The organism is Succiniclasticum ruminis DSM 9236 (assembly GCF_900112895.1).
GTDB lineage: Bacteria > Bacillota > Negativicutes > Acidaminococcales > Acidaminococcaceae > Succiniclasticum > Succiniclasticum ruminis.
On record NZ_FONL01000018.1, the window covers coordinates 1 to 13,896 of the forward strand.

General features: G+C 49.7%; 11 protein-coding genes and 1 tRNA gene. 11 read left to right on the top strand and 1 reads right to left on the bottom strand.

What is annotated here, in order from left to right:
* Positions 1 to 63: 63 nt before the first annotated feature.
* From BM159_RS09920 to ade, 4 genes are all read left to right on the top strand, one after another.
* A complete protein-coding gene (locus tag BM159_RS09920; protein ID WP_093913387.1) occupies positions 64 to 858 on the top strand; it encodes an MBL fold metallo-hydrolase in 795 nt (264 codons plus the stop codon).
* Positions 859 to 1,516: 658 nt separating this feature from the next.
* A tRNA-Arg gene (locus tag BM159_RS12005) sits at positions 1,517 to 1,621 on the top strand.
* A 142-nt stretch (positions 1,622 to 1,763) separates the two neighbouring features.
* Positions 1,764 to 2,687 carry a magnesium transporter CorA family protein gene (locus BM159_RS09930; RefSeq protein ID WP_093914080.1) on the top strand — a complete coding sequence of 308 codons (924 nt, stop codon included), beginning with the start codon at positions 1,764 to 1,766 and terminating at the stop codon, positions 2,685 to 2,687.
* Positions 2,688 to 2,952: 265 nt separating this feature from the next.
* Complete coding sequence (gene ade, locus BM159_RS09935) at positions 2,953 to 4,686, top strand: adenine deaminase (RefSeq protein ID WP_093914081.1); 1,734 nt, start codon at positions 2,953 to 2,955, stop codon at positions 4,684 to 4,686.
* A 42-nt stretch (positions 4,687 to 4,728) separates the two neighbouring features.
* Here the strand turns inward: ade and BM159_RS09940 are convergent, their stop codons facing one another.
* Positions 4,729 to 5,850 carry a mechanosensitive ion channel family protein gene (locus BM159_RS09940; RefSeq protein WP_093914082.1) on the bottom strand — a complete coding sequence of 374 codons (1,122 nt, stop codon included), beginning with the start codon at positions 5,848 to 5,850 and terminating at the stop codon, positions 4,729 to 4,731.
* Positions 5,851 to 6,160: 310 nt separating this feature from the next.
* On the opposite strand from BM159_RS09940, the gene BM159_RS09945 reads away from it, so the two are divergent.
* The 7 genes from BM159_RS09945 to argS all read left to right on the top strand — a co-directional run bounded on the left by BM159_RS09945 (position 6,161) and on the right by argS (position 13,722).
* Positions 6,161 to 6,715 carry a DUF456 domain-containing protein gene (locus tag BM159_RS09945; protein ID WP_177206003.1) on the top strand — a complete coding sequence of 185 codons (555 nt, stop codon included), beginning with the start codon at positions 6,161 to 6,163 and terminating at the stop codon, positions 6,713 to 6,715.
* A 236-nt stretch (positions 6,716 to 6,951) separates the two neighbouring features.
* Positions 6,952 to 7,914 carry a 2-hydroxyacid dehydrogenase gene (locus tag BM159_RS09950; protein ID WP_093914084.1) on the top strand — a complete coding sequence of 321 codons (963 nt, stop codon included), beginning with the start codon at positions 6,952 to 6,954 and terminating at the stop codon, positions 7,912 to 7,914.
* Positions 7,915 to 7,916: 2 nt separating this feature from the next.
* Positions 7,917 to 9,173 (top strand): CHAD domain-containing protein, encoded by a 1,257-nt coding sequence (locus BM159_RS09955; protein WP_093914085.1) that lies wholly within the window; start codon positions 7,917 to 7,919, stop codon positions 9,171 to 9,173.
* A gap of 245 nt (positions 9,174 to 9,418) precedes the next feature.
* A complete protein-coding gene (locus BM159_RS09960) occupies positions 9,419 to 9,856 on the top strand; it encodes a hypothetical protein (protein ID WP_093914086.1) in 438 nt (145 codons plus the stop codon).
* A gap of 122 nt (positions 9,857 to 9,978) precedes the next feature.
* Positions 9,979 to 11,523, top strand: coding sequence for a sodium/proline symporter (locus tag BM159_RS09965; RefSeq protein WP_093914087.1), 1,545 nt, complete (start codon positions 9,979 to 9,981; stop codon positions 11,521 to 11,523).
* A 105-nt stretch (positions 11,524 to 11,628) separates the two neighbouring features.
* Complete coding sequence (locus tag BM159_RS09970) at positions 11,629 to 12,045, top strand: YwiB family protein (protein ID WP_093914088.1); 417 nt, start codon at positions 11,629 to 11,631, stop codon at positions 12,043 to 12,045.
* 18 nt (positions 12,046 to 12,063) lie between these two features.
* A complete protein-coding gene (gene argS / locus BM159_RS09975) occupies positions 12,064 to 13,722 on the top strand; it encodes an arginine--tRNA ligase (RefSeq protein ID WP_093914089.1) in 1,659 nt (552 codons plus the stop codon).
* The last annotated feature ends 174 nt before the right edge of the window (positions 13,723 to 13,896 follow it).

Consider the following 13,896-nt stretch of genomic DNA (forward strand, 5'->3'; position numbering starts at 1 on the left):
TAACAGCCGTAGATTTTTCTGCGGCTGTTTTGCTATAATTAAAAAAAACGGTGGAGGTGCTTTATGGAAATCAAACAGATTCGCAATGCAACGATTCGCGTTTTATATGCAGGCAAGACGTTTCTGATAGATCCCTGGCTTTTGGAAAAAGGACGGATGGGATGTTTTTTGGATATCCCGAATCATCCGTTTCATGTTCCGGATACAGCGAAAGAAGGGATACCGATGCCAATGTGCGCGCTGCCTGAACCGGTAGAGGAAATACTGAAAGGCGTAGACTATTATATTGTAACGCATATTCATCCTGACCATGTTGACATGGCGCCGGATGGCACGGTAGGAGGATTGTTGGACAAAACGGTGCCTGTTTTGGTGCAGAATGAAACAGACGGCAAGGTGTTCCGTGCATCCGGCTTTGAACAGGTCCTTGTGTTAGGGGAAACCGCGTATGCCTGCGGTGATGTTTCAATCACCCGGACACCGGCGTTGCATGGCGTGATAGAACCCTGCGGAGAAGCATGCGGTGTTTTATTTCAGGCAAAACAGGAAAAGACACTGTATGTTGCAGGGGATACGATCTGGACTACAGAAATAAAAAAGACGCTGCAGACTTTTACGCCGGATGTGGTGGTATTGAACGCCTGCGCTGCGGAACTGGTCGGTTTTGGACGGTTAATCATGAATGACGAAGATGTGGAAGCGGTTGCCAGGACCGTACCGGATGCGCAGATTGTCATCAGCCATATGGATACAGTGGCGCATGCATCCATAACCCGTTATACAATGCGCGGCTTGCTGGCAAAGCGCGGCGTGGAATATTTGATGCCTGAAGACGGGGAGACGCTGGCGTTTAACTGAACAGAACCCGGTTTTATAAATTGCTGTTTGTTTTAGTGACGCGGATAACAGAATATTGTTAAAGCAGGTATTTATTGGTATATTATTTATGAGCCTTGATGGTGTGCCGTTAATAGCGGTTCTGAACACACTGTCAGGGTTTCATTTTTCGTTGACCCGATTTTCGATTACTGTTATAATTAATATATTAAAAGAGACTGCCCAGAATACGGTCTTCTTTGCCTACTGGCAAAATTCCAAGGGTCTGGGAGCTCTTTTTTTTATAGGTATACGATACGGCGAAAATGGAGTATCGTAAAACTCTAAAACGGTTATTGATTCTATCTGCGATTTGTACTATATTAATAACAGACAAATCGGCAGAGGCCGAGGACCGTTTTACGGCAGACCTTGGTAAGATACCTGCCGGTTTTTCTATTTTTAATAACTAATCAGTATATCTATATTTTACAAGGCGGTTGTTGATAATAATCACTTTTGAACTCACAAATTCGCGTTTATCTTAGGGATTCAATACAATAAATGAATCCTGATTCGTGCGAAAATTTCGCGAAACTTTTTGCAAACTCAACTCGGGTTTTCGTGTTTTAAGTGAAAAAATAAACAACTTTGACTTTATGACATATTTTACCCTATAATGCTGAAAACCCGCATAAACAGGGCGTTTCAGAGTGGTTATACTACTCTGAAAATAATCGGAAAAAGCACTTCCAATTGCCTCCTAAGCGGTAGGCCGGCAGTTCGAATCTGCCCGGGATCACCAAATATAACCCCTGGCTTAATAAAAAGTCAGGGGTTGTTTTATGTTCCGGTGGGACAGTATACCGGGCTCATCTTTTTTACAGTGCGATTATTTGCTATAATATAAATATAAAAACAGATAAATTCCATCTACAGGAGGATAAATGAGTTACTATCTTCTGGCTGACACCATACAGCCCTGCACAAAAGAAGAACTGCTTGCCCAAATGGACCACAAGTACGTGGCCGTTCTTACGACACCGGAATGGGCACAGGACCGGGAATGCTTTGACATGGGCATCGAACTGGAACCGGATGTGGGGGACATCCACAACACAAAGGCAGAGGTCAACTATGACTCCCTTACCGGGACGTTTCAGCTTCCTGACCGGGAGAATATCGAAGAACGGGATTTCCGTTTTGCTTTCGCGCTGGACGAAAAGGGGATTGTATTTATTGATGACAGCGGCAAGGCGGAGCAGATGATCAATGCGATCCGTCGCAGAAAACGCTGGCGGAAGCCGAGCTTGGAACGCTTTCTGTATGATTTTCTGGAACAAATCGTGGAAAATGATCTGGCTATCATGGAACGCTATGAGGAAGAGCTGAACCAGATTGAGGACGCGATTCTGGCCTCGCAGGGGGAAGAGGAATTCGAACGGGTTAACGAAATCCACAGCGATATCCGAAAGTTGCTGGTACACTACGAGCAGATTATTGATATGACGCAGGAACTGGAGGAGAATGAAAACGGATTTTTCAGCGAGGAAAATCTGCGTTACGTCCATCTGTTTATGAACCTTATGGCGCGGCGGCACGATTCCGCGGCTTCGCTTCGGGATCACACGATGCAGGTGCGGGACCTCTATCATGCGCAGCTGGAGGTGCGGCAGAACCGGATCATGACGCTTCTCACCGTTGTCACAACAATCTTTATGCCCCTGACACTGATTGCCGGCTGGTACGGCATGAATTTCCGTTATATGCCGGAATTGGAGTGGCACTACGGATACCATTCCGTGATATTGGTAAGCATCGCTGTCGTAGTCTTCTGCCTGGTGTTTTTCCGAAAGAAAAAGTGGCTGTAGATTGTGTTTGACAATGCCTTGATAATGAAATGAGTTAAAAGTTAGTATGGAGTTTAACAGCCGCGGGTTTTACTGCGGCTGTTTTGTTATTGTTTAAGAAAATGACAGATGGGATTTGTTAAGGAAAAGAGCTTAAAACTGATTTTTACAGAAAACAGATAAAAATATGCTATAATTAAAATATAAACTGAACATCAGGAAATCTGAAACAATGAACTATGCTTTGGCCGGTTAGCAGAATCACCGAAGCAAACGGGAGGCACATATGGATTTTTGGCGCGCAAGCAGTCTGGAAGAACAAATCGACGTAGCGGCAGGACGGCAGGAGGCCGACCTTGTGTTAAAGGGGGGACACGTGTTCAACGTGTTCCTGAAAACCTGGGAAGATGCGGATATTGCCATCAGCGGCAGTAAGATTGTCGGCATAGGTAACTATACGGGCAAGCAGAATCTTGACGTGACGGGTCTGTACCTGACGCCGGGGCTGATGGATGCCCATGTGCATTTTGAAAGTTCTATGCTTTCTCCACGGGAGATGGTGAAAGTTTTGCTGCTGAACGGGGTTACCGGCGCCATTACCGATCCCCATGAGATTACCAATGTGTTAGGTGAAAACGGGTTCCGGTTTATGCTGGAAGAAACAGCGGGGATTCCCTTTTCCGCTTACCTGATGGTTCCTTCCTGCGTTCCGGCAACGGACATGGATACTTCCGGTGCCCGTATTACTCCGGAAAACATGGAACGTTTGCGCAATTTAAGTCCCAGGGTGCTGGGCCTGGCAGAAATGATGAACTTCCCCGGAATTCTGTATAAACAACAGCTGGAAATGGATAAGCTGAAGCTGTTCTACAAACAGAAGATGGATGGGCATGCCCCGGGAATTTCCGGCAAGGAACTGAATGCCTATGTGTCTTCCGGAATTACGACAGAGCATGAGTGCGTGACACCTGCGGAAGCCCTTGAAAAAATTAAACGGGGCATGTACGTGTTCCTGCGGGAAGGCAGCGCGGCTCACAATCTGGTTGACCTGCTTCCGGTATTGGAAAGGGCGGATAACCGCCGGCTTTGCCTGTGTACCGATGACCGCCATGCGGACGATCTGATCGAGCAGGGCAGCATCAACTACCTGTTGGAGATTGGTGTGGCTCACGGCTATGAGCCGGAAGACCTGATTCCCATGGCGACGCTGAACATTGCCGAGTGTTACGGACTGCAACAGACCGGTGCCCTTGCTCCGGGTTATCAGGCAGATATCGTTGCTTTTGAGGATCTCCGGTCCTTCCAGCCGGTTCACGTGGTGAAGGGTGGCGCACTGACAGTGAAAAACCGCAGGCTGTTATGGAAGAGCGAACCGGTGCTGAAGATGCCGGGTCAGTCCATGAACATGCCTGAAGTGACGAAAGAAGATTTTAAAATTCCGGCGCGTCCCAATATGAGGATGCGTGTAATCGGTATCAGCCAGACCCAGCTGCTGACTACGAAGCTGCATCTGGACCCCACTGTCCGCAATGGGGAAGTTGTCAGCGATACAGAACGGGATGTGCTGAAGATGGCGGTGTGCGAACGCCATCACAATACGGGCAACATAGGGCTGGGTTTTGTTTACGGATTCGGGTTGAAGAAAGGCGCTATTGCTACGACAGTAGGGCACGACTCCCACAATTTGTCCGTGGTAGGCACTAACGATGAAGACATGGTGGTTGCCGTGAACCGCCTGCGGGAAATCGGCGGCGGCCTGATCGTCGTGTCGGAAGGTGAAGTGCGGGCAACCGTGCCGTTGGCAATTGCCGGTCTTATGAGTGACCGGGATGCGGTAGCCGTGAATGCACAAATCAGACAGCTGGAATTCTGGGTAAAGGAACTGGGCATACCGGAAGAATTCAGCACCTTTATGATCCTGGCCTTCCTTTCCCTGCCTGTTATTCCGGAGCTGCGGCTGACAGACCGCGGCCTGGTGGATGTGGTGCGCTTCGAACACGTGGATCTGTGGTGTGAATAAAAAAGAAAACGCTGGAACTTTCTGTAAGTTCCAGCGTTATTTTTATTTTTCCTTGACTGCTTCCGGAATCGGTGTTTCAAAATAGATGCTGCGGCTGGGGAACGCACAGCTTACGCCGTTTTCTTCCAATATCTTCATGACTTCCAGATTGAATTTTTCCCGCGCCCTGAGATATACGGAATTGTTGGGGGCCTTGGCGTAGCACACAATCCGGATGTTTAACGAGCTGTCGCCGAACTCAAAGAAGTTGACGTCAATTCCATCATTGTAAATCTCATCCAACCGTTCACACAGATTGCGGATCTGCTGACAGACTTCCTGCATCTGTTCCCGGGTGGTGCTGTAGGTGAGGCCCAGCATAAACTGGATGCGATACTTTTGCCGCTGGGTATAGTTGATGATAGGCGTGTTGCTCAGCAGGTTGTTGGGTACATACACCAGCTCCTGATAAAATGTGCGGATACAGGTGCTGCGAAAGGTAATCGATTCCACGATGCCTTCCACGTTGTTGGCGGAGATCCAGTCGCCGATGACAAAGGGGCGCTCCGTAATGATGACCAGACTGCCAAAAATATTAGCCAGGGAATCCTTGGCGGCGAAAGCGATAGCCATAGCGCCGATGCCTAGGGAAGCCACAAAGGCGGTAATATCATAGTTCCACTCATTGGCAACCAGGACGATGCCGAACATAACACAGACCATATGCGCCAGGGCGGAAATCATTTCGGCAAGGGTTTCGTCAATATGCAGGCTGGAGCGTTTCAGCAGCTGCATAATCAGCCCGTGACCCGCGTCGCACAGGTTGTACACGCCCCAGATGAGACAGATGATCAGGCTGCTTCGCAGGATTTTGTCAAATGCAGGATGCTGTGAAAAGGGATTCAGGGGACTGAGCACGATGAACGAATAAAAGGCCAGAATCCATAAAAATGTCTGGATGGGATGGTTAAAGGCTTTTACGAAGCTGTCGATGAAATCATAATGGTATCTGTGTTTTAAGTATGCTGTCAATCGCAGGATGAAAAAACGGTAGCAGATGCGGAACAGCAGAATCGAGGCGCAGGTAAGGACGGATGCCCTCCACAAGGGCCACTGGACAGCCCAGAACTCCGGCGTCAGTAAGGCGGTCGCAGTGGAAGTTACGGAAGATAATAATTCAGTCATGTAAACTCCTTAATTATTCTATAGCAAAAGTCGGCAATCGTTGTTTTTATATCAAAAGTATTATACTATATACAAAGAAAAAAATTAAGAAAGAATTCACATAAGTTTCATTATTTCTGTCTGCGCTTATGCTATAATTGGTTTCGCCCGGGAGAGAAGAATTGCGCGATGAGAACAATCACGTCAGTACTTTCACATTTGGTCGTACTCCGGCTTCATGAAAAGTCAGAGCTTTTCGGAATGCGGGCAGCCGTCCCGGAGTGATGTATTGTGTTACAGACTGTTGTGTGTTTTTGGAAAAGGAGAAGCGATGGAACAGGTTTTGGCAGGTTTTTCCGGTATGGCAGATTCGTATATGCTGGAATGGCTGGCTGCAGTGTGTCTGATTCTGGTGGCGGTTGCCATGGCGTTGTTCGATTTGCCGGGTAATACGCTGATGGCGGGCTGCTGTCTGGGCTTTGCGTTTTACGATCCGTCCAAGTATTTTGACATCCGTATCATTTCCGCTGTGATTCTGATTTACGCGTTGGGTGAGATTTGGGAATTTGTGCTGTCATTTTTTGGCATCAAGCGACAGGTTAAAGATATCTCGTGGTGGGGCGTGTTCCTTATCGGCTGCGGCACGTTTGCGGGTACGATCTTGGGAACGACGGTGTTTCCCGTGCTGGGCAGTGTGATTGGCGGCGCTATAGGCGCGTTTGCCATGGCGTATCTGTACGAATATCTGAGGTCCCACGACATGCAGCATGCCGGGGCATTGGCCTGGCAGGCGGCAAAGATGCAGTTTGTGGCGATGCTGGGAAAACTGGTGGCGACTTTTGCTCTGGCAATTTTGCTGGCGCGTCAGATTTTCTTCTATGCATAAAAAGAAAAATAGAAAAAATGTAACAGATTTACGGGGAATTTGTAGAGATATAAAAAAATTAGCAATAAAAATACATCTTCAATTTGGTTTTTTTGTTCAGTGTGCTAAAATAAATGGGACAGATTGCTCTGTCCCGTTTTTTATTTTTGCAGAACATGTTTCCGGTTGGGTTATCGTATTGTGTACATGCCTTTCCTCTCTGCAGAATCAGAGTTTGTATTTTGGAGGCTCATATCATGGATTTAAAAGATAAAACCGTTATCTGCAGCGGGAAGATCCGTCCCGTGGCAATTGCATATTTACAGGATAAGGTGACGCTGAAAAGCTGGCAGCAGCGGGGGCGGGTGCCGGAGGAACAGTGGAACGCGTGGCTGCAGGAGGCGGACGCCCTGTATTCCGCTGGGAACATCCGGATTGATGAAAAGCTGCTGCAGAAAGCGCCAAAACTCCGGGTGGTGGCCCAGTCTTCGGTAGGGTACGATAATATTGATGTGGAAGCATGCCATGCGCGCAGCGTAAAGATTGGAAACACGCCCGGCGTGTTGGTAAACGCGGTGGCGGATATTGCCTACGGTCTGCTGATTGATACGGCCCGGGGTATCGTGCGGGGTCATCTGCACACGAAGAACGGGCTGTGGGGTGAACGGAAGGCCATGGGTCTGGGCGTTGATCTATATAACAAAACGCTGGGCGTGGTCGGCTTCGGCGATATCGGCAGTGCTATTGCAAAACGGGCTCAGGCAAGCGGCATGCGCGTAATTTATCATAATCGCAGCCGCCGCCTGAACGATGCTGCGCTGGGCGCACGGTATGTATCGTGGGAAGAACTGCTGAAAACGTCTGATTTTATCGCGGTGGCGGTTACGCTGAACCCTTCCACCAAAGGTTTGTTTAATGAAGCTGCTTTTGCCGCCATGAAAGACGGCGTACGTTTTGTAAACATCTCCCGGGGCAAGGTGGTAGATACGGATGCGTTGTATGAAGCGCTGAAAAGCGGCAAAGTGGCGGCGGCAGGACTGGACGTGACAGAACCGGAACCTCTGCCGGGAGATCATCCGTTACTGACACTTCCCAATATTACAGTGACGCCCCATATGGCCTCTGCAACGGAGGAGACCCGGGATGAAATGGCGCTGGTTACAGCGCAGAATATTGTCGCTGCCCTGTCCGGGCAGCCTATGCTGGCACAGGTGAAATAAAGTTGGCGTTAAAACTTTGCCTGCACGGTGTGCGGATCGCCCGCCCGGAAACCTTTACGGAAGATGTGGCGAAATTGCTGAAACTCACCGTAGAGCAGGGAAAACTGCGTGAAAAAGAATACGGAGAAAATCTCAGCGCCCGGTATCGCCGCAGCAGGCTGCGGGGCGGATCGTTACTGCCCTTTAAAGTACGGGTATCGGAAGGTATTTTGCTGGTGGATTCCCACCTTTCCGATTTATTCGATGTGGAGTTCAGCTACAGCACCGGCAGCGAGAAACCGGTGCTGGCGGCGGTACAGCAGCTGTTGTCAGGCGGCGATGAGTTTGTGGTGGCGGAACCGGATCTGAAACTGCGGCTGCACGCTCTGGCTGGCAAGCCCTATCCCCGGGTGTCCGGCGACACCGGACGGCTGCAGGCCATGAAACAGTATTTGTACTGGCAGATCCTCATCATCAACTGGTTTTGGCATCTCCTGTACCAGGATCCGGACAACAAGCTTCTGGTGCGCCAGGTGCGTGTAAAAATACGGCGGCTGCGTTCCTGTCTGGTGTTTTTTAAGGACGGTCTGCCTGAGCCGGAGGTGTCAGGCTGGCAGACGTTTCTTCGGGAAGAAGCAGATTCCCTTTCCAATATGCGGGAACTGGACGCGGCTGTCCTGACCTGCAGGCGTCGTGAAGGCGCAGGGGAAGAAGGAGATTCGTCCGCTATGTTGCTTAATCTGTTTTTACAGTTGCGGCAGGATGAACAGGACAAATTCTTTTCCCATTCATTTCTGAACAGTCATACGGAAAAGTTTACAGAGTTTATGCTCTGGCTGAACCTGCTGCAGACGGGTGCATTTAAGGAATCGGGAAAAGAAAGCGCCCGGCATTATGTAGCGCGGCGCTTGGATGCCTGGTGTGAAAAAATGTTGTCCCTCAGTAAAAAGTATCCGGATTTTTCCGATATGGATGATCTCCATGAGATTCGCATCAAGGTGAAACGCTTCCGGTATGTGACCCAGACCGTCGATCTTACGGAACTGCCGGTGGATCTGCTGCGGCAGCTGAAGCAGCTGCAGGATGTATTGGGCTTGCTTCATGACGATTACGTCAACGCCTATTGGGCGCGGGGTATTGCGTTGCAGCATCCGGGTGAGGAAGAACTGCAGAAGCAGATACAGTCATTTTTAAGCTGGCAGAGCGCACGCTCCGAATCGTTGCTTGCGGTCGTTTCGGAAATGTGGGAGAATTTCATGCAGATGCTGAAAGAGAAGTGAACCGGGACGGAAATCCGTTTCTTCAGATTTCCAGTTGTTTATAAAATAAAGAAAACATGAAAATATAATGTAAAGATAAATTGAAATAATTGGCGGAATCATGTAAAATAATATTATATATATGCAAGTTTGTGGTTATGTAATGTATGCACCACATCCTGCGTGACAGATTACAGAAATATGGATTTAATGAGCCGGCGTGTAAAAGCGTCCGGATAATCAATAAGGCAGAGGAGGAAATGGAAATGGCTGTTGTTAAAAAGGGCGAATTACCAAGCGTGATCCACAATAACGAGTGCTCTGAAGCAATTGTAAAATGGGGCAACGCAAACGGTTACCCGCTGGTCAAGGCAAAAATGTTTGACGCGATGGGGACTTATGTTGGCTTTTCCAAAACGTATTTTATCAGAGCGGACCGCCGACCGCCTATCCCGGGAGGCTGGGATCTCACGGTTGAAGAGTTTGAACCGGAGACCCGCATCATCCCGCTGAATACGGATAAAGAGGGCGTAGTTAACCGTTTTGTTTTAAAGATGGTAGAAGAGTTCGAAAAAGAAGGCCTGGAAATGAAACTGGCCGACAACTGGTATGATTCCTATGGCTATGCGCTGCGTGACCTGAGCGTGACCGGGCATCCGCTGCTGATCAATAATTTTGAGGACATTATTGAAAACATGCGGTAATCGTGTATCGTTTTGAAAAGCGCGGCTTATGTACAGCGGCGCTTTTATTTTTTAGGGTTTTGTGGTACACTGTCCATATATCATTTTCAGTTCCAAAATTTTGTTTTTGAGGGGTTTTGATTATGGGTTCACATCTTTTTTATATTGTGGCAACAATTGCCTTTTACCTGATTTTTGTATTGCTGATCGGGTTTTACTACGCGAAGAAGAATGAATCGGCTTCCGATTTCTATCTGGGCGGCCGTCAGTTAGGGCCGCTGGTAACCGCCATGAGCGCGGAAGCATCGGACATGTCCAGCTGGCTGCTGATGGGTCTGCCGGGTGTCGCCTATCTGTGCGGTTCGGCGGATGTGGCCTGGACCAGTATCGGCCTGGCGGTGGGCACGTACCTGAACTGGCTGTTTGTGGCAAAACGGCTGCGCATCTATACGCGTATTACAGATTCCTTTACACTGCCCCAGTTCTTTTCCGCACGGTTCCATGATGACCGTCATATCCTGACCGCTTTTGCGGCGGCAATTATCGTTATTTTCTTTATCCCGTACACCGCTTCCGGCTTCGCGGCCTGCGGCAAGCTGTTCGGAACCCTGTTTGGCGCGGACTACATGACGGCCATGATTATTTCGGCTGTTGTCATTGTATCTTATACGGCGGCAGGCGGCTTTCTGGCAGCGTCCACCACGGACTTTGTCCAGAGCATCATCATGACATTCGCCCTGCTGTTCGTACTGCTTTATTCCACCTCAATGGTGGGCGGCATAGACGCAGTGCTGGATAATGCCAAAGCGCTGCCGGGGTATCTCTCCCTTACGGAAACTTATTCGGTGAAGACCAACAGCGCGGCGCCTTACACTTTGCTGACCATCGTTTCTACCATGGCCTGGGGCCTCGGCTATTTTGGCATGCCTCATATCCTGCTTCGTTTTATGGCCATTGAAGACGAGAATAAACTGGCCGTGTCCCGCCGGGTCGCTTCTGTCTGGGTCGTTATCGCTATGTTCATAGCTATTGCCATCGGTATCGTGGGCAAGACCATGACCGGCGCAGGCCTGGTGAAGAACCTGACGGACGCCAATACGGAAACCATCATTATCCAGATTGCCAATACCATCGCGGAACACGGTGCGCTGATGGCTATCGGGGCGGGCCTGGTTCTGGCAGGAATTCTGGCCAGCACCATGTCTACGGCAGATTCCCAGTTGCTGGCGGCGGCTTCCAGCGTAAGCCAGGATATTATGCAGGGAACCATGCGGGCCAATTCGGATAAAAAAGCCCTGAGCAAGAAACAGAGCATGTTCGCAGCCCGGATCACGGTTATCGTTATCGCGATCCTGGCAGTTATTATCGCCCGGGATCCCGGCAGTTATGTATTCAAAATCGTGGCGTTCTCCTGGGCAGGCTTCGGCGCTTCCTTTGGACCGCTTGTACTGGCTGCCCTGTTCTGGAAGCGGACCACTTTTGAAGGGGCGTTGTCCGGTATGGTGGCCGGCGGCGTCATGATTTTCGTCTGGAAGTTCCTGGTTGCGCCCATGGGCGGCATATGGGGGATTTACGAACTGCTGCCCGCATTTTTGGTGAGCCTTGTTGTCCTGGTCGGAGTCAGCCTGATAACGACCCCGGACGAAGAAGTCATGAAAGAATTTGAAGAAATGGAACGTTCCCTGTAATGGTGTAATTGTCAGTGCTTTATTGAAGAATTGAAACTGTCATCGGGACATGCCGGTTGCGCATGACCCGTGACAGTTTTTACTATAACCGGTTCCGGAGGCTGCATGCAAAAAGCAAAGATCACGGTGTCTGGCGTTTCCCGTAACAGCGATGGGGTATCCCGGCTGGAAACGGTAAACACCGGGACCTTTACAGAAAAAAACGGATACTGTTATGCCCGGTATGAAGAGACGGAAGCTTCTGGTATGTCCGGCACGACAACGACTGTGAAATGGAACAGTTCACAGGTTTCCCTGATCCGTCACGGGGCTTATGAGATGCACCAGGAATTTGCGGAAGGCGGCACCTGTGCAGGAGATTACCGGACGCCCTACCTGATGATTCCGTTGGAAACGAAAACAAAAAGAGTACGTATCAAAAAGCTGCCCTATGGCTGGAAGATTCAGCTGGAATATGACCTTGCCTATGCGGCAGCGGACATGAACCGGATCATGACGACGATAGTTGTTGATTTGCGATAGAAATTGGAGGAAAAAAGCGTGGATATTAAGTCCGTATTGAGTGATGCAATTATAAAAACAGCGCAGAATGCCATTGCTGCCGGCGTGGTAAAAGACGGCGCCCTGCCGGAAGTACAGCTGACAGTTCCGCCGAAAAAGGAGTTCGGCGATTTCGCCAGTAATTTTGCAATGCAGTCTGCCAGAGCTTTACGTTGTAATCCCCGGGTGCTGGCCCAGTATATTGTGGAAAACCTGGACTGCCCGTATGTGAAGAAAGCGGAAATTGCCGGGCCCGGTTTTATCAATTTTTATCTGAACCCGGACTGGGTGTACGACATGCTGGCCCGGATTGTGGAAGCCGGGGAGAATTACGGCAATCTGCCTAAAGCGTCTGATGAAAAGATACAGCTGGAATATGTCAGCGCCAATCCCACCGGTCCGCTGCATGTGGGACACGGGCGGGGCGCGGCGGTAGGCAGCGCTCTGGGTAATCTGCTGAAGGCGGCCGGGTATGACGTGGAGCAGGAATATTATATCAACGACGCCGGCAACCAGATGAACAATCTGGCCCGTTCTGTCAATGCCCGGTATCTGGAACTGCTGGGAAAAGAAATCGAATTCCCTGAGGACGGATACCACGGTCACGACATTATCGATACGGCGCAGCGTATCATCAACAAGTACGGCGACCGTTTCCTGCAGATGGGGGAAGCAGAACGGCTGGAAGAGTTCAAGACCATCGCCTATCAGGAAAAACTGGCGGCGCTGAAGGAAGATCTGGAACGTTTCAACGTTCGCTTTGATGTATGGTTCAGCGAAAAGACCCTGCACGAAGCAAATAAAATCAAAGAAGCCTGTGACACACTGCTGGAAAAGGGTTACATGTATGAACAGGACGGGGCCCTGTGGCTGAAGTCTACCGCATTCGGCGACGACAAGGACCGGGTAGTGATCCGGGATAATGGCGTTCCTACTTACTTTGCGGCGGATATCGCTTACCATGCCAATAAATTCGGCCGGGGTTTTGACCGGGTCATCAATCTGTGGGGCGCGGATCATCACGGGTACATTGCCCGGATGAAGGCGGCCATGCAGTGCATGGGTTATCAGCCGGAACAACTGGAAATTTTGATTCTTCAGATGGTCCGTTTGCTGCGGGACGGGCAGGAAGTGAAGATGTCCAAGCGGACCGGTCAGAGCGTGACCCTGAACGAACTCATTGATGAAGTAGGAACAGACGCGGCCCGGTTCTTCTTTGTGATGCGTTCCATCGACAGCCAGCTGGACTTTGACCTGGACCTGGCCAAGAAAAAATCCAATGACAATCCGGTGTTCTATGTGCAGTATGCCCATGCCCGGATCTGCAGCATTATGCGGCAGGTGGCGGAAGCGGGCATAACTGTGCAGGGAAAAGGCGATTATAAACTGCTGACGGAACCGGTGGAAGTGGACCTGATCAAGAAGTTGGGCGAATATCCGGAAATGCTGGCAACGGCGGCGAAGGAACGGGCGGTGCAGCAGGTGGCCCACTATGTGTACGACCTGGCGGGACTGTTCCATTCCGCATATAACCAGTGCCGCATCCTGGGCGTCAGTGAGGATCTGCAGCAGGCAAGGCTGGCCATGGTTATGGCAGTGGGACATGTAGTACGGCATGCACTGTCCATTTTGGGCGTATCCGCTCCGGAAAAAATGTAACATATTACGGGAAATCCGTGTACATTTCACAGATTTTGCAAGCCTGTAATTTTTGACTTGAGTTTCCCCCGTTTTATTTTTATAATAAAAGGTAAGTATAATTTAAGAAAAGTTAATATAACTAATATTGTTTTTTCACTGCGGGTGGAAGACAGGGAGGATTACCGGTCATTC

Bases quoted from the DNA above. Each gene is read 5' to 3' on its own strand.
- BM159_RS09920 (WP_093913387.1), top strand. From the start codon at position 64: ATGGAAATCAAACAGATTCGCAATGCAACGATTCGCGTTTTATATGCA.
- BM159_RS09960 (WP_093914086.1), top strand. From the start codon at position 9,419: ATGGCTGTTGTTAAAAAGGGCGAATTACCAAGCGTGATCCACAATAAC.
- BM159_RS09930 (WP_093914080.1), top strand. From the start codon at position 1,764: ATGAGTTACTATCTTCTGGCTGACACCATACAGCCCTGCACAAAAGAA.
- BM159_RS09945 (WP_177206003.1), top strand. From the start codon at position 6,161: ATGGAACAGGTTTTGGCAGGTTTTTCCGGTATGGCAGATTCGTATATG.
- BM159_RS09950 (WP_093914084.1), top strand. From the start codon at position 6,952: ATGGATTTAAAAGATAAAACCGTTATCTGCAGCGGGAAGATCCGTCCC.
- ade (WP_093914081.1), top strand. From the start codon at position 2,953: ATGGATTTTTGGCGCGCAAGCAGTCTGGAAGAACAAATCGACGTAGCG.
- BM159_RS09970 (WP_093914088.1), top strand. From the start codon at position 11,629: ATGCAAAAAGCAAAGATCACGGTGTCTGGCGTTTCCCGTAACAGCGAT.
- BM159_RS09965 (WP_093914087.1), top strand. From the start codon at position 9,979: ATGGGTTCACATCTTTTTTATATTGTGGCAACAATTGCCTTTTACCTG.
- BM159_RS09940 (WP_093914082.1), bottom strand. From the start codon at position 5,850: ATGACTGAATTATTATCTTCCGTAACTTCCACTGCGACCGCCTTACTG.